The following is an 18,685-nucleotide window of genomic DNA, read 5'->3' as shown; positions in this document are numbered from 1 at the left end:
GCACAAGGATTGCGCAGCCGAGGCTGCCTGACTTACTTTTGCAGGCTGACCGACGCCGCTTTCGGCGCGCGGCGTCCCATCAGGAACAGCACGGCCTTCTTCAGCATGCGGTAGACGAAGCGCACCATCAGCAGGGTCAGCACGCATTCGATCAGGGTCAATATCATGGCCACGACCACGGGCATGCGCGCGGCGCGGCGGTGGAACTTGGCCACGGCGCCATCGCGGGCGATTTCGATGCTGTCATAGAAGGTCGGCACGACCAGCAGGGTCAGAATCGTCGAAGTGATGGTGCCGCCGATGATGGCGATCGCCAGTGGACGGTAGAACTCGCCACCCTCGCCCAGGCCCAGCGCCACGGGGAACATGCCGGCGATCAGCGCGAACGTCGTCATCAGGATGGGGCGCAGACGCATGCGGCCCGCATACATCAGCGCATCTTCGCGGCCATGGCCCTCTTCCTCGCGCTTGCGCGCCGCGTCGAGCAGCAGGATGGCGTTCTTGGCGACCAGGCCCATCAGCATGATGATGCCGATAAAACTCATCAGGTTGAGGGTGTTGTTGGTGATCACCAGCGCCACCACCACGCCGATCAGGCTGAGCGGCAAGGACATCATCACGGCCACCGGCGCCGTGAAGGAACCGAACTGCATCACCAGGATCAAATACATCAGGCCGATACCCATCACCAGCGCGATCAGCATTTCCGTGAACAGCTCCTGCTGGTCCTGGCCGGCGCCGCCCAGCGCCAGGCCGTAGCCGGGCGGGAAGTCGATGGAGTTGGCCAGTTTCATGGCATCGCTCGTCACTTCGCCGTTCGAACGGCCCTGCGCATTGGCCGACACGGTGATCGTGCGCTTGCCATTCTTGTGCTCGATACCGGACGGGCCCTTGCCCATGGTAATGGTGGCGATCTGGTCGAGCGGCACCATTTGCGACGTGCCCGTCACGCTGATCGGCAGGCGCTCGATGTTTTCCGATGCCACACGGTCGTCGGGATGCAGGCGCACGGCCACGTCGCGCGTTTCGCCCGTCGGATCGACCCAGTCGCCCACTTCCACGCCGGCAAACGCCACGCGCAACGATTGCGCCGCGTCATTGACGGAAATGCCCATCGAGTTGGCCAGGCCGCGGTTGAGCTCAATCTGCAGCTCGTTCTTCGGGTCCTGCTCCGACAGGCCCACGTCAACGGCGCCGGGAATGGCGCGCAGCTTGTCCATGTAGGCGTTGGTAATTTCCATCAGTTTACGCGAATCGGGACCGGTGAATTCCACCTGGATCGGCTTTTGCGAACCATTGCTCAAGTCGTCCTGCACCACGTATTCGGCGCCCACCAGGCGCGACATCTTCTCGCGCAGCTCGACGGCGATTTCCTTGGCCGAACGCTTGCGCGTGTTGCGCTTGCCGATGTCGACATACACGCGGCCGCCGCCCGCATTGATGGAGCTGTTGGTATCCTTGGTTTCAGGCAAGGTGCGCGCCAGCACGGCCGCCGCTTCCAGTTTCAGACGCGAATACTCGATGCTGCTCGACGATGGCGTGCGCACATTGATCATCAGATTGCCCGAATCGGATGCCGGCAAGAAACTCGTGCCGCCGTGCGTGATGTGCAGGGCGATGGCGCCCGCCAGGCTGATGACGGCGATGAAGGCCATCCAGCGGCGGTGGTGCAGGGCCCAGGCGATCACGCGGCCATAGCGGTCGGCCTGATGGTCGAACCAGTGGTTGAATTTATCGAGCACACGGCCGATGCCTTTTTTCGGCGCCGAGTGTTCCTCGACGGGGTCGCCCCAGTAGGCCGACAGCATCGGGTCGAGCGTAAACGAAATGCCCAGGCTGACCAGCACCGAGCACGTCACCGTCAAGGCAAACGGACGGAACCATTCGCCCGAGATCCCCGGCATGAAGGCCACGGGAATGAAGACGGCAATGATCGAGAAGGTCGTGGCGGCCACTGCCATGCCGATCTCGGCCGTACCTTCCAGCGCGGCCGTGCGGCGGTCCTTGCCCATCTGCATGTGGCGCACGATGTTTTCGCGCACGACGATGGCATCATCGATCAGCACGCCGATGGCCAGCGACAGGCCCAGCAGGGTCATGAAGTTCAGGGTAAAGCCGCACAGCCACACGGCGATGAAGGCGGCAATCACGGACGTCGGCAGGCTCAGCGCCGTGATCAGGGTCGAACGCCACGAGTTCAGGAAGGCGTAGACGACGAAAATCGTCAGCACGGCGCCCAGCACCAGCGATTCGATCACATTGTTCAAGCTATGCTGGGCGTTTTCGCCGCCATCGCGCGTCACTTGCAGGATCGTGCCTTTTGGCAAGGTCTTGTTGATGTCCGCCACCATGTCGCGGATCTTGTTGGCCACGCTGACGGTGGAAGCGTCGCGCACGCGGGTGATCGAAATGCCCACGTTGGGCTTGCCGCTGCGCATGCTCAGGCTGTTGACTTCGGCAAAGCCGTCCTCGATGGTGGCCACTTGGGCCAGGCGCACGATTTCCTCGCCGCGGCGCTTGATCACTACTTTCTCGAAGTCGCTTGGCGACTCGATGCGGCCCACGAGACGGATGCTTTTCTCGTCCAGGGTGCCGCGCACCTTGCCGACGGGGGCATTCGTGTTCTGGTTGCGCAGGGCGGTGACGACGTCGCTGACGGACACATTGTATTCACGCAATTTTTCCGCCCGCAACAGCACGGACAGTTCGCGCTTGAGCGAGCCACCCACGTTGACCAGCGCCACGCCATCGACGGTGCGGAAGCGGTCCGACAGCACGTCCTCGGCCAGGCGCGAAATTTCCGCATGGCTTTGCGAGTTCGACGACAGCGCCAGCTGCATGATCGGCTCGGCAGCCGGGTCGATGCGCTGCAGGATAGGCTCGCGCATTTCCGTCGGCAACTTGTAGCGCACGGCGGCAATCGCATTGCGGATATTGTCGGACGCTTCGATCAAATTGGTATTGAAGGAAAACTTCAGGAAGATGCTGGCCGCACCTTCATTTGAATCGCTGTTGACTTCGGTCACGCCGGAAATGCTTTGCAGCGACTTTTCCAGGCGGTTCACTACTTCTCGCTCGACCGTGTCGGGCGATGCGCCAGGGTAAGGAATGCTGACGACGATGAACGGCACTTCGACGTCCGGATTCTGGTTGACGCGCAGTTTCTTGAGCGCCAGCAAGCCGACGCACATCATCGCCAGGATCAGGACAATGGTGGCGGTGGGCCGCTTGATACTGAAATCGGAAAGGAACATGGCTTAGTTTCCTTTACCGGCAACGGCGGCGCTGCTGCTGGCCATGGCGGCTGCCGGTACGGCCTTGGCTGCCGTCAATTCCACTTTCTGCCCATCCTTGAAGGTCGAACCGGGCGTGCGCAGCACGGTGTCGCCGCTGGCCAGGCCGCTTTGCACTTCCCACTGGCCCGTGCGCACGTCGCGCGCACCGATGCGCAGTGTGACTTTATGCAAGGCCTTGTCCTTGACTTTCCACGTGTACGTGACGTCGCCGGCCTTCACCAGAGCCGAATCGGGGATCATCAGCGCGCTGACGGTTTCCGTCTCGATGCGCCCTTCCGCGTACAGGCCGGCCACGCGCGGCTGTTGCTTGTCATTGAAATCGACGAGCACGGCCACCTGGCGCGTGACGGCGTTCGCGGCAGGATCGACGCGGCGCACCTTGCCCGCGAAATCCTGGCCGGGATAGCCATTGATGCGGAACAGCACGGGCTGGCCCACCTTGACGACGCCGATCTTGTCGGCCGATACCAGGCCCTCGAGGCGCATGCTGGTCGGATCGATGACCTTGATCAATTCCTTGCCGATTTGCGCCGTATCGCCATTCGATACCTTGCGCTCGCTCACGATGCCGTCGAACGGCGCGCGCACGAGGGTGCGCTGCAGCTGCTGGCGCGCCTGGGCGGCGCGGCTCTTCGCGGCGGACAAATCGCTTTGCGCATTGTTGCGGCGGATTTCCGCGTCTTCCAGCGCCTGCGTCGACGTCATGCCCGAGGCGCGCAGGGTTTTCATGCGCTGGAACATGCGTTCGGACTGCTCCAGCACCTGGCTCGAGGCGCGGCTGGCTTCCTCGGCCGAATTGAGGCTGTCGCGGATGGCCGTTTCGTCCAGGCGCACCAGCACGTCGCCCCGTTTGACGATTTCGCCGTTTTCCTTCATCACCTGGATCACCACGGCCGACACTTCGGCGCGCAAGTCCGCGTTGCGCTCGGGCTGCACGGAGCCGGTGATGACGGGGCCCGATGCCAGCGCATTGCTCTGGATGGTCAGCAAGTCTTCCGGGGACACCAGCAGATTGACGCTAGCGCCCGCCTGTTCCTTGCCATCCTTGCCGCCCTTGCCGGGATCTTTGGACTCTTTGCCACAGGCGGCCAAGGCAGAAGCAATTGCCAGAACAAACAGGGTTTTGCGCAACATGGGTAATTCTCCGGATAGATAGCGCCACGGCCGTCCCGGCGGCCCGGATAGGGCTGCAGGCGATGGCAGGCATATATTTTTATTAAAACCACAAGCGCCAAAGTATCCATGAGCGCATCCGGGCATGTCAATCGGCCGTTTCCTGTAATGCTTTAATCAGTGGATGAAACGTAGTTTTTGCGCCCTGAAACGCAAAACCCCGCCTTGAAGCGGGGTTTTGACTAGAGGAAACGAGTGCTTAGCGGGCAAACACGTAGTTGATCAGGAAACCGATGGCCACGCCCGTGCACAGGCCGCCGGCGATTTCCACCAGGGTATGGCCCATGCGCTCGCGCAAGGTCTTGTGCGCGGGGCTGGCCGCTTCCCCCGCCAGGCGGTTGATGGCGGCCGCCTGCTTGCCCACGTGCTGGCGCAGGCTGTTGGCGTCGATGATGACGATGAAGGCCAGGGTCACGGCCACGCCGAAGGCGGGATGGCCTATGCCTTCGCGCAAGGCGATCAAGGTGGCCATGCTGGACACGACGGCGCTATGGTTGCTGGGAAAGCCGCCATTGCCGACCAGGCCGAACGCCCATTGCCGCGTGCGGACACTGTTGATCAGGAATTTGATCGGTCCGACCAGGATCCAGGTGATCAGGGGCGTGACGAGGTAAGCGATATCCACGGGGTATTCCTTCTTCTATATATGTCGAGAGTGTGCAAGAGACTGCGGCAGCCGGATGGGCGCGCCGCAATTATCGCAGATCGTCCGCGCCAGCAGAACTGTCTGTCGCCGGTCTATAAAACGCCGCCCCGGGCGGCAACTAATATAAAATCATGGCATATACAACAATTGACGTATATCAACACTGAGCGCGGCGCGCACAGCGGCGCGGATAATCAAACGTCTTTCACTTGCAACGGGGTACTCATGCGGCATTTCAGAATTTCCTTTTTAGTCACTTTTATCCTGATGGCGGTGTCGGGCTGGTGGGGTTACAGCCATGGCGGCATGCCCGGCCTGATCAATGCGCTGTGGATCACGGGCGTGCTGGGCGTCATGGAAGTGTCGCTGTCGTTCGACAATGCCGTGGTGAATGCCTCCGTCTTGCGCCACTGGAATGAATTCTGGCAAAAACTGTTCCTCACGGTCGGTATCCTCGTGGCCGTTTTCGGCATGCGGCTGCTGTTCCCACTCGTCATCGTATCCGTCGCCACGGGCCTGGGCCTGGTCGACGTGTGGACCATGGCGACCACGACGCCGGACGTGTATGCCAAGCACCTGACGGACAACCACGCGCAAGTGGCGGCCTTCGGCGGCGCCTTTTTGCTGCTGGTGTTCCTGAACTTCCTGTTCGACGACGAGAAGGAATTGCACTGGCTGGGCTGGGCCGAGGAAAAAGTCAACGCGCTGGGCACGGAAAGCCTGGCCGTCCTGATCACCATGGGCGCCGTGGCCGCCTGCGTGGCGATGGGTCCTGCGCAAGCCAAATACAGCGTGCTCGCCTCGGGCATCGTCGGCATCGCCGTCTACATCGGCGTGAACTGGATCAGCGGCTTGCTGGAAGAAGGCGAGCCGGACTTGCAGGATGACGCAGAAGAAAGCGCCGCGCCCGCCAAGAACGGCAATGGCGACCTGGTAAAGACGGTCGCGCGCGGCAGTATCGGCGGCTTCCTGTACCTGGAAGTGCTGGACGCCTCGTTCAGCTTTGACGGCGTGATCGGCGCGTTCGCCATCACCAACGACGTCGTCATCATCATGCTGGGCCTGGCCATCGGCGCCATGTTCGTGCGCTCGATGACGGTGTATCTGGTGCACAAGGGCACCCTGGACGAATTCGTCTACCTCGAGCACGGCGCCCACTATGCGATCGGCATCCTCGCCTTGATCATGCTGGCGTCCGTCAAGTACCATATTCCGGAGTGGTTCACGGGCCTGTCGGGCGTGGCCTTCATCCTGGTCTCGCTGTGGTCGTCCTTGCGTTACCGCAAACGGCACGCGGCACAAGCTTGAAATCGGGGGTTCCGCCCCCAATTGAGAGAGTGATGGCACGAGCGCCTTGCGCTCATCCCATGAAGGCATGATCAAGTTTAATTATTTAAGGAGCACCACATGGCAATCAGTTTGCAAAAAGGCGGCAACGTCAACCTGAGCAAGGAAGCACCGAACCTGAAGAAGATCATCGTCGGCCTCGGCTGGGATCCTCGTTCGACGGATGGCGCCACCTTCGACCTTGACGGCAGTGCATTCCTCCTGAAAAGCGACGGCAAAGTCCGTGGCGACTCTGACTTCATCTTCTACAACAACCTGAAGTCGACCGACGGCTCCGTCGTGCACACGGGCGACAACACGACCGGTGAAGGCGAAGGCGACGATGAGCGCATCGAAATCGACCTGACCCGCGTACCTGCCGACATCGACCGCATCAGCATCACCGTCACCATTCACGACGCCGACGCGCGCCGCCAGAACTTCGGCATGGTCTCGAAAGCCTTCATCCGCTGCCTGAACGCGGAAGGCGAAAAAGAAATCGCCCGCTACGACCTGTCCGAAGACAGCTCGACGGAAACGGCGATGATCTTTGGCGAAATCTACCGCTACAACGGCGAATGGAAGTTCAAGGCCATCGGCCAGGGCTTCAACGGCGGCCTCGGTCCCCTCGCCCGCTCGTTCGGCGTCAACGCTTAAATTTACGCTCGTTAAACCTGCTGCGCCGCGCATCGAGCGTGCGCGCGACGGTTTTCCGGGGTGAATTGCACTTTTGTCATATCATTACTGCCGCCTGCACAGATCAGGCGGCTTTTTTTTGGAGATTTATCATGCCAGTATTTAGTGTCACGGGCGACGTCGATCCCTTCCTGCACGTCAGCATGAAGCAGGGCGAAACCATCTATTGCGAATCCGATGCGATGGTGATGATGGAAACGGCGCTCGATTTGAAGGGCAAGATGACGGGTGGCCTGGGCAGCGCCATCATGCGCCGCTTCGCCAACGGCGAATCATTCTTCCAGCAGCACATCGAAGCGGTGCGCGGCAGCGGCGACTGTTTGCTCTCGCCCACCCTGCCGGGCGCCATCGAAGTGGTCGACGTGGGCGCGCGCCAGTACCTGCTCAACGACGGCGCCTTTGTCGCCGCCACCTCGGGCACGGAAATGAAAGTGCGCACGCAAAGCATCGGCAACGCCTTGTTCGCCCAGTCGGGCGGCTTCTTCGTCATGGAGACGGCCGGCACGGGACAAGTGGTGGTGTCGGGCTTCGGCTCCATGTTCCAGCTCGACGTCGAGCCGGGCAAGGACGTCGTGATCGACAATTCCCACGTCGTGTGCTGGGACAACAGCCTGAAGTACGAGATTTCCGTGACCACGGGCGGCGGTGCCAGCGGCGGCGGCATCGGCGGCTTCCTCGGCAATATCGTCAACAGCGTGACCAGCGGCGAAGGCATCGTGCTGCGCTTTTCCGGCTCGGGCAAGGTGTTCATCTGCTCGCGCAACCGCGACGCATTCCTCAAGTGGACGGCCAGCGGCAAGGCTGGCTGATTCCCAAACGCCCGCCAAAACCGTCGCGAGCGGATGGGGACGTGGCCGAGAAGCGCAACTGTGCGGAGGCACAGTGAGCATCGCAGGCCGCGTCCACGACGCGCAGCAGGTTTGGGCTGGCGTTTTTCTAAGGCCATGTTAAGTTTTTCTGGCTACACTGCCCGCGCGCGCACCTGCGCGCGGCTTCTCCTATTTCCACCCGGTCCCCGTACATGCAAAGAGTCTGGTTCAACAAAACATTTTCCTCGGTCGGCACGGCGATGCGCCTGATCCGCGAAGCCGATATGGCCGCCACCAGTGGCGCGCCCCGCTATCACATCGTGTGCAGCAATACGAACGCGCATGCGGCCGCCTTTTTGTCGGCGCACGAATACGCGGTCGAACCGTCGGGCCTGACGGGCCACAACTATGTCGAGTGGTGCCTGGAATTTTGCCGCGACCGGGGCATCACGATTTTCTGGCCCGGCAAGGAAGCGGGCCTGATCGGCAGCGCCAGCGCGCGCTTCGCCGCCATCGGCACGCGCGTGCTCAGCGTGGCCAGCGAAGACACCCTGACCCTGATGCATGACAAGGCGCGCTTCTGCGAGGGCCTCGACCTGCCCATGGCGCGCCCGGCCGACTACCGCGCCGTCACCACCATTGAAGAATACGACGCCGCCTACGCCGAACTGCGCCCGCTGCACCGCAAGCTGTGCATCAAACCGTCCGAATCCGTGTATGCCCTGGGCTTTGCCATACTCGATGAAGAACGCACCAGCGCCCAGCTGCTGCTGGCCGGCGCCGCCTACCAGATCAATGCGCAGGAGCTGCGCGCCGGCCTGGCGCAGATGGGTACATTTAAAACCCTGCTGCTGATGGAATACCTCGACGGCCACGAATACAGCGCCGACTGCGTCGCCGACCAGGGCAAGCTCATTTGCGCCGTGCCGCGCAAGAAGCTGCATGGGGGCGGCAGCGGCCAGCTGATCGAACTGCGCGACGACCTGCTGGCGGCCTGCGACAAACTGGCGCGCGACTACCGGCTCAATGGCGTGTTCAACATCCAGTTCCGCGAAGGGGCGAACGGCCTGGCGCTGCTGGAGATCAATCCGCGCATGTCGGGCGGCATCGGCATGGCCTGCGCGGCCGGCCCCAACCTGCCCTACCTGGCGCTGGCCGGCTTCGACCACGGTTTCGACAAGCTCGCCGTGCCCGCCATCCGCGAGGGCATGCGCGTGGGCGAAGCCGCCTATGCCGTGGAGCTGCCATGAACCTCGTCAAGCAGCAAATGCCCACGGGCGAGCTGACCCTGAAAGTGGACGAGGCGCGCTTTCCGCTGGACTGGCTGATCGGCTTTGCCGCGCGCGCCAACGCCAAACGCGGCTTTTTGTTCCTCTCGAAGGTGCTGGGCAAGCACTGGCCCGTCACGCCGCGCGCCATGCAAGCCATCCACGACGACCTGGCCGCGCAGATTCCCCCCAGCCTGCCCGGCCCCGTCGTCTTCATCGCCATGGCGGAAACGGCCGTCGGCCTGGGCCAGGGCGTGTTCGAAGCGTGGTTGCGCGCCAACCCCGGCTCTTCCTGCAAGGCTCTGTTTTTGCACAGCTCGCGCTACCGCGTGGGCACGGTGCCCTTCTTCGAATTCGAGGAATCGCACAGCCACGCGCCGCGCCAGTTTTTGCATTTGTCGGACGCGGCCAGCGCCCTGTTTTCCACGGCCCGCAGCCTGGTGCTGATCGACGATGAAGCGTCGACCGGCAACACCTTCGCCAACCTGGTGCAAGTGTGCCGCGCGCGCTATCCGCAACTGGAAAAGCTGCACCTGGGCGTGATCACCAACTTCATGGGCCAAGCCGCCAACGCGGGCTTGAGTGAGCGTTTCGGCCTGCCCACGACCATCGGCGCGGCGCTGTCCGGCCACTACGCCTTCCAGGCCGGCGATGCGCCAGCCCCCGTGGCGGCCAGCGCGCAGCGCTTCGAGGCGAATGAAGAACGGGGTGCCAGCCCCGCCTTTGGCCGCATCGGCGTGGGACGCGCCCTGGCGCCGCCGCAGGGCCTGGCGGTGCAGCTGGCGCAGGAAATCGGCGCCGGCGATTCCGTGCTGGTGCTGGGCACGGGCGAATTCATGCACCCGTCGTTTTTGCTGGCGCGCGAACTCGAAGCGCTGGGCAAGAACGTCGTGGTGCAGTCGACCACGCGCTCGCCCATTTTGTCGTGGGGCTCCGTCGGCCATATCGTCCACTGCGACGACAATTACGGCGAAGGCATCGCCAATTACCTGTACAACGTGGCGCCTGGCCAGTACCAGCACGTGTTCATCTGCCATGAAACCCCGACCAGCCCCGCCCTCATGCAACTCGCCGGCCAATTGAACGGCCGCCTGTTCCACTTTCAGTCAGAGACCAAAATTGAAGAAATTCCTGTTTGTTGATCTGGACGACACACTGTTCCAGACCCCGAAAAAATGCCCTGGCGAGACCGATTTGCAAGCGGCCGCCTATCTGAAAAATGGCGACGCCTGCTCGTTTACGACGGCGCGCCAGCGCGCCTTCTTTGAATTCGCGCAAAGCGGCATGACATTGATCCCCGCCACGGCGAGGAATGGCGACGCATTCCGCCGTGTCGACCTGCCGTTTACCAGCTACAGCGTGCTCGATTACGGCGGCATCGTGCTGCAGCCGGGCGGCGCGCTCGACGCTGGCTGGCTGTCCCTGATGCAGAACGACATGCAGACGGCCCTGCCCGGCCTGCGGGACGCCATGCGTATCATCGACGATTTTCAAATCAAGACGGGCATGCCTTCGCGCGCGCGCCTGATCGAGGATTACAACACGCCGTTCTACATTGTCGTAAAGGACCATGAAGCGCGCGGCGAGCGCCTGGCCGACATCGAGGAGCAAGTGCTGCAGCAGTGGATCGCCGGCGAAGGCGCCGACTACTTCATCCACCGCAACGGCAACAACCTGGCCGTGCTGCCGAAAACCTTGAACAAGGCGCGCGCCGTGGCCTACCTGCGCGCGGAACTGGAAGCCGAACATGGCCCCATCGTCAGCTTCGGCATGGGCGACAGCCGTTCGGACGCCCGCTTCATGGCCGCCTGCGACTACGCCATCATCCCCAACGGCACCCAGCTGGCGGCCCTCACGGTGGCGGCGCTATGACCGACAGCACGCTGCATTTCAGCGGCAGCTACCGCCAGGAAGACGTGGAGTTTCTGTTGACGCCGATGGCGCTCGAACCCATCCTCGACCTGGCCGAAAAAGAGCGCTTGATCCAGTCGGGCCAGCGCCATTACAGCGAGATGCTGTCGCCGGAATCCCTGCCTTCGCCCGCCTACCTGGCCCTGTTCCAGAACGCGTTCGCGGCCAACCGCCTGCAGATGGCACGCGACTGCCTGCGCCTGGCCGCCCTGATCGCGGCGCGCCGCACGGGGCCCATCACGCTCGTGTCGCTGGCGCGCGCCGGCACGCCCGTGGGCGTCATCCTCGGGCACTTGCTGCGCCAGGTCTTCCAGCGCGAGTGCAGCCATTATTCCGTCTCCATCATCCGCGACCGCGGCATCGACGCGAACGCCCTGCAGCACATCCTGGCGCAGGGCCATGCGGCCGACTCCCTCGTCTTCGTCGACGGCTGGACGGGCAAGGGCGTGATTTCGCGCGAGCTGCGCCAGACGGTCCACGATTTCAACGCGGCCAATGGCACGGCGATCGATGGCGGCCTGTTCGTGTTGTCCGACCTGGCCGGCACGGCCGCCTGCGCCGCCTCGTCGGGCGACTACCTGATCCCGTCGAGCATCTTGAATGCCACCGTCTCGGGCCTGGTCAGCCGCTCCGTATTGAATGATGCCATCGGCCCGGACGACTTCCATGGCTGCGTGTACTACGCGCAGTTCGAGCAGCACGACCAGTCGCGCGCTTTCGCCGACGGCCTGGTGGCCGACGCCATGGCGATTGCCGCCAGCAGCGGTATCCCGCTGGCCGAAGCGAGCGATGCGCCAGCCATGGCGGCCCGCTCGCAAGCCTACATGGCCGCCGCGCAGCAGCAATACGGCATCAGCGACATCAACCTGATCAAGCCAGGCATCGGCGAAGCGACGCGCGTGCTGCTGCGCCGCGTGCCCGAGCGCCTGATCGTGCGCGACACGAATGCGCCGGACGTGGCACATTTGCTGCTTCTGGCGCAGGAAAAAGCCATACCCGTCATAGTAGAACCGGCGCTGCCTTACCAGGCGGTCGCCCTTATCAGGAGCGCAGTCGATGGATAACAACTCCCTACACCCGCAAAGCGAACATAAAGCGGCGCTGGGCGCCTCCATGTATGTGCCGACCACGCACAAGGACTTGCTGGCGATCGCCAATGGCGACAAATTCAGCCATTTGCGTTCGGTCATCCTGTGCACCGAAGACGCCATCGCGGAACGCGACCTCAGTTACGCGCTGTTCAACCTGTCGCTGGCGCTGCAAAACATGGCCGACGAATCGGACACCTTGCGCTTCGTGCGCGTGCGTAATCTCGAGGTGCTGGCGCGCGTGCTGGCCATGCCGGGCGCCGACAAATTGAGCGGCTTCGTGCTGCCGAAATCCACGCGCCACAATTTCGCCACGTATTTCGACCTCGTGCGCCACACGCATCATTTGCTGATGCCGACCCTGGAAACGGCGGAAGTGTTCGACGACGAGGAAATGAAGCAGTTCCGCATCCTCCTGTCGGCGCCGGAAGTGCGGCGCCGCATCCTGGCCCTGCGCATCGGCGGCAACGATTTATTGGCCCTGCTGGGCCTGCGCCGCCCCACCAGCGGCACCATCTACCAGACGCCGCTGGGCCAGGTCATCGGCCGCCTGGTGACGATCTTCAAGCCGCACGGCTTCCAGCTGACGGCGCCCGTCTTCGAGCACCTGTCGCAGGGCAGCTGGCTCGATGCCGAAGTGGCGCAGGACATGGCGCACGGCATGATCGCCAAGACGGCCATCCATCCGGACCAGGTGCCGCAGATCGAGCGCCACTACCAGGTGGCGCAGTCGGACATCGAACTGGCGCTGCGCATCATCGACCCCGACAGCCCGGCCGTGTTCCGCATGCAGGAATCGATGTGCGAAGTGGCCACGCACAGCAGCTGGGCGCTGCGCATCATCGAGCAGGCGCGCCTGTTCGGCATCCGCCATGCGGCCGACAACGCCGCCGCGCACCAGGCGAATACCTCATTGACTCAACTCTCAAGCGACGAAGGGATTGCACGACCATGACCAATTTCACACGCGGACAAAAAGGCAAACTGGCTGACCTGGGCTTGAACGGCCCGTTTGCCGTCACGCTCGATATCGTTTCGGGCTCGATGGAAGTGGACGTCAGCTGCTTCGGCGTCGATGCGGCCGGCAAGCTGTCGGACGACCGCTACATGGTGTTCTACAACCAGAAAAGCGCGCCGGACAACGCCGTCACGGTGGAGCTGAACGGTCCCCGCTCCACCTTCCAGGTCGACCTTTCCCGCCTGCCCGCCTCGATCGACAAGCTGGTCTTCACGGCCGCGACGGAACAGGGCAGCATGCGCGCGCTGGGCAACTCCAGCATGGCACTGGGCCAGGCCGCCACGTTTGCCTTCACGGGCAATGACTTCCAGGATGAGAAAGCCGTCATTATCGGCGAACTGTATCGCCGCGACGGCAGCTGGCGCTTCGGCGCCGTGGGCCAGGGTTTCGCGGGCGGCCTGGCGGCGCTGCTGAAGCACTTCGGCGGCAGCGAGGCAGCGCAATCCTCTCCGTCGCCGGCTCCCGTGCCTGCGCCGGCGCCAGCGGCCCCGCCAGCGGCGAATAAAATCTCGCTCTCAAAAATTCGCCTGGAAAAGCGCGGCGACAAGATCTCGCTCGACAAGCGCGACAGCGGCGGCTATGGCCGCATCCGGGTCAATCTGAACTGGAACCAGAACGCGTCGCAAGGCCAGGCGCCCGCCTCGAAACTGGACACGGGCTTCCTCGGCAAGCTGTTCAACAAGCCGGCCGGCCGTTCGGGCGGCATCGACCTCGACATCGGCTGCCTGTTCGAGATGAGCAATGGCGCCAAGAGCGCCGTGCAGGCGCTGGGCAACAGCTGGGGCGCGTATGACAGGCCACCGTACATCCACCTGGAAGGCGACGACCGCACGGGCAGCGTCAGCAGCGGTGAAAACATCTTCATCAACGGCACCCATTTCGACCAGATCAAGCGCGTGCTCGTGTACGCGTTCATCTACGAAGGCGTGCCGAACTGGGCCGCCACGGATGGCGTCGTGACGATCGAAATTCCCGGCCAGCCGACCGTAGAAGTACGCCTCGACACAGACAGCCCGCACGCCATGTGCGCCATCGCCATGCTGGAAAACCACGGCGGCAACCTGCAGGTGACAAAATTGGTGGAATACTTCGGCGGCCAAGGTAAAATCACGGCGCACCAGGCCATGGACGAGCGATACAATTTTGGCCTGAACTGGAAAGCCGGCCGCAAAGACTGAGGGAACGCTTAAAAAAGTCCATGGCGGCGTTGCATTGCCTTGCCGTACTAGTCGTACTGTCTTCGGCAATGCGCCTTGCCCTGAACATTTTTAAGCATCCCCATTTTTTACCTAGATAACCCTACCATGACCCCTACGACCAAAAAAGTCACCTTCGCCTTCGTCATCTTCCTCGTAGCCGGCTTCCTGCTGCTGGCCGCCTACACGTGGATGGCCCTCAGCTTCTCGTACTCGGAAGGCGAACGGGCGGGTTACCTGCAAAAGTTTTCCAAGCGGGGCTGGATCTGCAAGACATGGGAGGGTGAATTGCTGCTGACGGCGCTGCCGGGCACCATCCCGGAAAAATTCCAGTTCAGCGTGCGCGACGAGGAAGTGGCGAAGCAACTGTCGGCCGCCGCAGGCAAGCGCATCCTCGTCACCTACAGCCAGCACAAGGGCGTGCCCACGCAATGCTTCGGCGAGACGGAATATTTTGCCGATAAAGTCGTCCTGAGTCAGTAATACAGACAGCAATACCACAGCAAGTCCAGCAACTTCAGCAGCATCGCGCCGGCCAGCCATACTCGCGCCGGCGCCCCTCCCCGCTCTCCAGCCGCATGGCGCGCCTCACACATTCTCTCTTTCTTATACACTCGCAATTAGTCCTGACTGGAACTTTTCATTGCTGTAGTAAAAACACACAATGCTTGCGCTAGCGCAGCACGTCCAGCCAGCCCACCATTAGCGTGTATCACCACTATCGGAAATACCATGCGCATATGCCCCGCCGCCCTGACCTTGCTGGCCGCCTCGCTCGCCCTGTCCGCCCAGGCACAGGATATCTCCGGCATGGCCGGCGCCCTGAAAGTCAACACGACCAACGAGCGTACCTTTGTCGCGGCCATCAGCTACACCCAGCCGGTGGGCGACTACAATGCCGTCAGCCTGTCGTACATCAATGAAGGCCACCCGCAAGACCATCACCGCGACGGCATGGCGGGCCAGGTCTGGCTGCGCACGAAAAAAGTGGAGCAGGGCCTGATGCTGGGCGCCGGCGCGGGCCGCTACTTTTTCTTCGACACGGCCAAGACCGACGACGGCCTGCACAACTTCGACAATGACCACGGCTGGGGCTCCATCGTCAGCCTGCAGGCGCGCTGGCAGTTCGACAACCGCTGGTATGCGCAAGCGCAGCTCAACCGCATCAAGCCCAGCGGCAAGGACAACACCACGCACCTGCTGATCGGCGCCGGCTACCGCTATGACGGCGTGCCGGGTGCCAAGCTGCACTTGCAGAACTGGGCGCACGACGACACCTTGACCTTATCGACCGGCCACACCATCGTCAATAGCTTGCGCTCGGAGTCCTCGCGCCCGGTCACCCTGGAATACCGGCGCGCGGCGGGAAAATACGTGGACTGGACGGTCACCGCCCTCGACGAAGGCAACACCGACCTGGCGCACCGCCGCGGCATCGCCGCCCAGCTGTGGCTGATCCGCTCACTGAATGAAAAGGTGGAATTCGGCATGGGCGGCGGGCCCTACGTGGCGTGGGACGGCCGCGACACCCAGGGCCACAACACGCGCCTGACGGGCTTGCTGTCGGCCGTGGCCCGCTACCACGTTGACCGCCGCTGGGTGACGCACGTGGCGTGGAACCGGGTCATCACCGATTATCACCGCGATGCGGATGTCATTTTGGTGGGGGTAGGACGCAAGTTCTGATGGGAATACAGATGCAACCCAAACCTGGGACTGGGGTCGGACCCTGAGGGTCCGACCCCGGCTGTTATCGGGTTTTCAGGCTCTCAGCGCGAACGCCAGACTGCACCGGCCGACTCGTTAGGCTGCGTCAGCCGCTCGATCACTTCGCGCGTCAGACTGGCCGAACTCACCTGTTCGGCTTTCGCGCGGGCGGCGGTCAATGAACTGGAAAACGCGCTTTGCGGCTGCTCCAGGCTGGCGCGCAGGGCCGCCAGTTCGCGCTCCTGCTGCTGCGCGCGGGCCGTATCGCGTTCCAGCAACTGCTGTTTGGCGGCCGCCATCGCGCGCGTCGTCTCGGCCGCCTTGCGCTGCAGGGCGGCGTGGGCCTGGGCGCTGGCCAGCAAGGCTTGCTGCGCGTCGAGTTTCTCGCTGGCGGCCTGCTGCGCCGCCAGTTCCAGCTGCTCGCGCTGGCGTATGGCATCGAGCGCCTGCTGTTCCATGGCGGCGCGCGCTTCGGCTGCCGCCGTCGCCTGTTTTTCCGCTTCCAGGCGGCCGGCGATCGCTTGCGAGGCACGCTCTTCGGCGCTGCTGGTCTGACGCTGCTGCACCAGTTTTTGCGCGATCAGCGCCAGCGACTCGCGCTCGGCCGTGACGAAATCGCGCTCGGACGCCAGCAGCGCTTCGGCAGCTTGCGCCTTGTCTTCCTCCACGCGGGCGCGCTCGCTATGCACTTGTCCCAGTTCCACGGCCAGGCGCGCCTGCGCCTGCACGGCTTGCGCGGCAGCGGCCTTTTTTTCGCCCTCGACCAGCGCCTGGTCCATCAGGATGCGAATGGCGTCCGCTTCCTTTTGCGCCGCTTCCCGCAAGGCCTGTTCGGCCGCATGCTGGCCGCGCAGCAGTTCCGCTTGCGCCGCTTCGGCGGCCGTGCGTTCCTGCGCCGCGTGGCACGCCAGCGCTTCCGCTTCCAGTTTTTCCTTCAAGGCGGCGATGGCGGCCTGTTCGGCAGCCAGGCGCTCCTGCTCCGCCTGCAGCAGCTGCGCTGCCTGGCGCGCTTTTTCCTGCGCCAGTTGCGCTGCCTGTTCCTGCGCAGCCAGTGTCGCCTTGCCGGCATCGACCTCGGCCTGCTCGGCGTCGTTCTGGCTGGCGGCCAGTTCCGCCGCCTGGCGCGCCAGTTCGGCGCGTTCCTGCGCCAGACTGGCGGCGCGCTGCTGCTCTTCCAGTTCGCGGGCCGCTGCCGCAGCGGCAGCCTGCTCGGCCGCTTCGCGGGCCTTGGTTTCTTCGAGGGCCGCCGTTTCCGCTTCCAGCTTGGCGTGGCCGGCGATTTCCGCATCCTGTTCGGCGGTCACGCGGGCCAGGGCCACGGCGCGCAGCTGGCGGTCCACCTCGATGCGCGCCTCGGTGGCGGCCAGGATGCGCACGTCGGCATCGCGGCGCGCCTGCGCGCTGGCCACGGCGACCATTTCCAGGCGCTCGCGGTGGATGGCCGCGTCGCGCAATTCCTTTTCCGTCTGCAGGCGCAAACGCAGCGACTGCGCCGCATGGCGTTCCGATTCCGCCTGCGCCAGCGCGATGGCTTCGCGTTCCTGCTCCAGGTGCGCCAGCGCGCGCGCTTCTTCCAGGGCGCGCACTTCGGCGGCGGCGCGGTTGAAGGCCGATTCCAGCGCGATCTGGTCGGCGCGCTCGCGCTGCACCGTCAGATCGAGCGCTTCGCTTTCCGCTTCGGCCAGCATCTGCGCCGTCTGGCGCGCACCGTGCGCATGGCGCTCGCGTTCACGGGCCAGCACGGCGACACGGGCGTCGGCCGAGGCGATGCCCACCATTTCTTCCTTGGCCGCCTGCACGGCGGCGACGCGCTCGACGGCCTGCAGGCGCGCCTGCTCCGTCTGCACCTGCAATTCTTCGGCGGCGCGGGCAGCCTGCTCGGCCAGTTCCGACTGCACCGCCACCTGCTCACTGGCGCGCAAGCGGCTTTCCTGCTCGGCGCGGGCGCGCTGTTCCGCAGCCAGGCGGATTTCATTGTCGGACTCCACGCGGGCGCGCAGTTCGGCCGTCTCTTGCTTGACGGCTTCCAGGCGGGCCACGCTGGCCTGCGCGGCGGCGCGCATGGTGTCGAGACGTTCGCGGTTGGCGGCGATCGCTTCTTCGGCCGCCTGCGCATTTTGCTGCGCGGCGGCGGCGGCGGCCGCATCGATGGCGGCGCGGTCCTCGGCCAGCGAGCGCACGCGCGCCTCGGCCAGGGCACGGCTCTCGGCGGCGCAGGTGGCCTTCGCTTCCGCTTCCACGCGGGCAATCGCCTCGTGGATGGCTTTCAATTCCATTTTCTGGCGTTCGGCGGCGGGCGCCTTGGTATCGGTTTCCGCTGCCGGCTCGGCTTGCGGCTCGGGCATAGGAGTGGCAGGAGCGGCTGGAACCGGCGCTGGCGCTTCCACCTTGCGCTCCAGGTCCTTGAAATCATGCAGCGAAACGATGCTGTCCTGGTCGAACTCGTCGTCGGCGGAATACGCGACGGTGAGGGAGGCGGCCTGGCGCTGATTTTGCTGTGCTTGCATGATTTCTCGCTTATTCGGGTGAATTCCGTTGCTTATGGGAATTT

General features: G+C 63.8%; 15 protein-coding genes. 11 read left to right on the top strand and 4 right to left on the bottom strand.

Going from position 1 to position 18,685, the window contains the following annotated elements:
* Positions 1–32: 32 nt before the first annotated feature.
* The 3 genes from AC3RCG_RS08980 to AC3RCG_RS08970 form a co-directional block, all read right to left on the bottom strand.
* Complete coding sequence (locus tag AC3RCG_RS08980) at positions 33–3,254, bottom strand: efflux RND transporter permease subunit (protein WP_070312445.1); 3,222 nt, start codon at positions 3,252–3,254, stop codon at positions 33–35.
* A 3-nt stretch (positions 3,255–3,257) separates the two neighbouring features.
* Positions 3,258–4,430, bottom strand: a complete 1,173-nt coding sequence (locus tag AC3RCG_RS08975; RefSeq protein ID WP_070224701.1) for an efflux RND transporter periplasmic adaptor subunit — start codon at positions 4,428–4,430, stop codon at positions 3,258–3,260.
* Positions 4,431–4,668: 238 nt separating this feature from the next.
* On the bottom strand, positions 4,669–5,094 hold the full coding sequence (locus tag AC3RCG_RS08970; RefSeq protein WP_070224702.1) for a divergent PAP2 family protein: 426 nt from the start codon (positions 5,092–5,094) through the stop codon (positions 4,669–4,671).
* Positions 5,095–5,340: 246 nt separating this feature from the next.
* Between AC3RCG_RS08970 and AC3RCG_RS08965 the strand changes: the two genes are divergently transcribed.
* The 11 genes from AC3RCG_RS08965 to AC3RCG_RS08915 all read left to right on the top strand — a co-directional run bounded on the left by AC3RCG_RS08965 (position 5,341) and on the right by AC3RCG_RS08915 (position 16,113).
* Positions 5,341–6,423 carry a DUF475 domain-containing protein gene (locus tag AC3RCG_RS08965; protein ID WP_070224703.1) on the top strand — a complete coding sequence of 361 codons (1,083 nt, stop codon included), beginning with the start codon at positions 5,341–5,343 and terminating at the stop codon, positions 6,421–6,423.
* Positions 6,424–6,522: 99 nt separating this feature from the next.
* Positions 6,523–7,098 carry a TerD family protein gene (locus AC3RCG_RS08960; RefSeq protein WP_046682304.1) on the top strand — a complete coding sequence of 192 codons (576 nt, stop codon included), beginning with the start codon at positions 6,523–6,525 and terminating at the stop codon, positions 7,096–7,098.
* 131 nt (positions 7,099–7,229) lie between these two features.
* Entirely contained in the window at positions 7,230–7,946 is a 717-nt protein-coding gene (locus tag AC3RCG_RS08955; RefSeq protein ID WP_035826041.1) for a TIGR00266 family protein, read from the top strand.
* 212 nt (positions 7,947–8,158) lie between these two features.
* The gene (locus AC3RCG_RS08950; RefSeq protein WP_492405335.1) at positions 8,159–9,196 is read left to right on the top strand and encodes an ATP-grasp domain-containing protein; all 1,038 of its coding nucleotides are present in this window, start codon (positions 8,159–8,161) and stop codon (positions 9,194–9,196) included.
* Entirely contained in the window at positions 9,193–10,356 is a 1,164-nt protein-coding gene (locus AC3RCG_RS08945) for a phosphoribosyltransferase domain-containing protein (RefSeq protein WP_070224706.1), read from the top strand. Before AC3RCG_RS08950 ends, AC3RCG_RS08945 begins: the two co-directional genes overlap by 4 nt.
* The gene (locus tag AC3RCG_RS08940) at positions 10,334–11,086 is read left to right on the top strand and encodes an HAD family hydrolase (RefSeq protein WP_070224707.1); all 753 of its coding nucleotides are present in this window, start codon (positions 10,334–10,336) and stop codon (positions 11,084–11,086) included. The genes AC3RCG_RS08945 and AC3RCG_RS08940 overlap by 23 nt, the downstream gene beginning before the upstream one ends.
* Entirely contained in the window at positions 11,083–12,189 is a 1,107-nt protein-coding gene (locus AC3RCG_RS08935; RefSeq protein ID WP_070224708.1) for a cysteine protease StiP family protein, read from the top strand. Before AC3RCG_RS08940 ends, AC3RCG_RS08935 begins: the two co-directional genes overlap by 4 nt.
* Positions 12,182–13,168, top strand: a complete 987-nt coding sequence (locus tag AC3RCG_RS08930) for an HpcH/HpaI aldolase/citrate lyase family protein (protein ID WP_492405338.1) — start codon at positions 12,182–12,184, stop codon at positions 13,166–13,168. The genes AC3RCG_RS08935 and AC3RCG_RS08930 overlap by 8 nt, the downstream gene beginning before the upstream one ends.
* The gene (locus tag AC3RCG_RS08925; RefSeq protein ID WP_070224710.1) at positions 13,165–14,409 is read left to right on the top strand and encodes a TerD family protein; all 1,245 of its coding nucleotides are present in this window, start codon (positions 13,165–13,167) and stop codon (positions 14,407–14,409) included. The genes AC3RCG_RS08930 and AC3RCG_RS08925 overlap by 4 nt, the downstream gene beginning before the upstream one ends.
* A gap of 126 nt (positions 14,410–14,535) precedes the next feature.
* Positions 14,536–14,910 (top strand): DUF8785 domain-containing protein, encoded by a 375-nt coding sequence (locus AC3RCG_RS08920; RefSeq protein ID WP_096234439.1) that lies wholly within the window; start codon positions 14,536–14,538, stop codon positions 14,908–14,910.
* A 249-nt stretch (positions 14,911–15,159) separates the two neighbouring features.
* On the top strand, positions 15,160–16,113 hold the full coding sequence (locus AC3RCG_RS08915) for a hypothetical protein (RefSeq protein WP_492405341.1): 954 nt from the start codon (positions 15,160–15,162) through the stop codon (positions 16,111–16,113).
* Between the two features lie 83 nt (positions 16,114–16,196).
* Here AC3RCG_RS08915 and AC3RCG_RS08910 read toward each other — a convergent pair whose 3' ends face one another.
* On the bottom strand, positions 16,197–18,641 hold the full coding sequence (locus AC3RCG_RS08910) for a coiled-coil domain-containing protein (RefSeq protein WP_492405343.1): 2,445 nt from the start codon (positions 18,639–18,641) through the stop codon (positions 16,197–16,199).
* Between the last annotated feature and the right edge of the window lie 44 nt (positions 18,642–18,685).

The sequence above is a fragment of the Janthinobacterium sp. GW823-FHT01H08 genome (genome assembly GCF_058797855.1).
The sequence above is the reverse complement of the archived record's forward strand: the minus strand, read 5'-3'. Positions and strand labels throughout refer to the sequence as shown.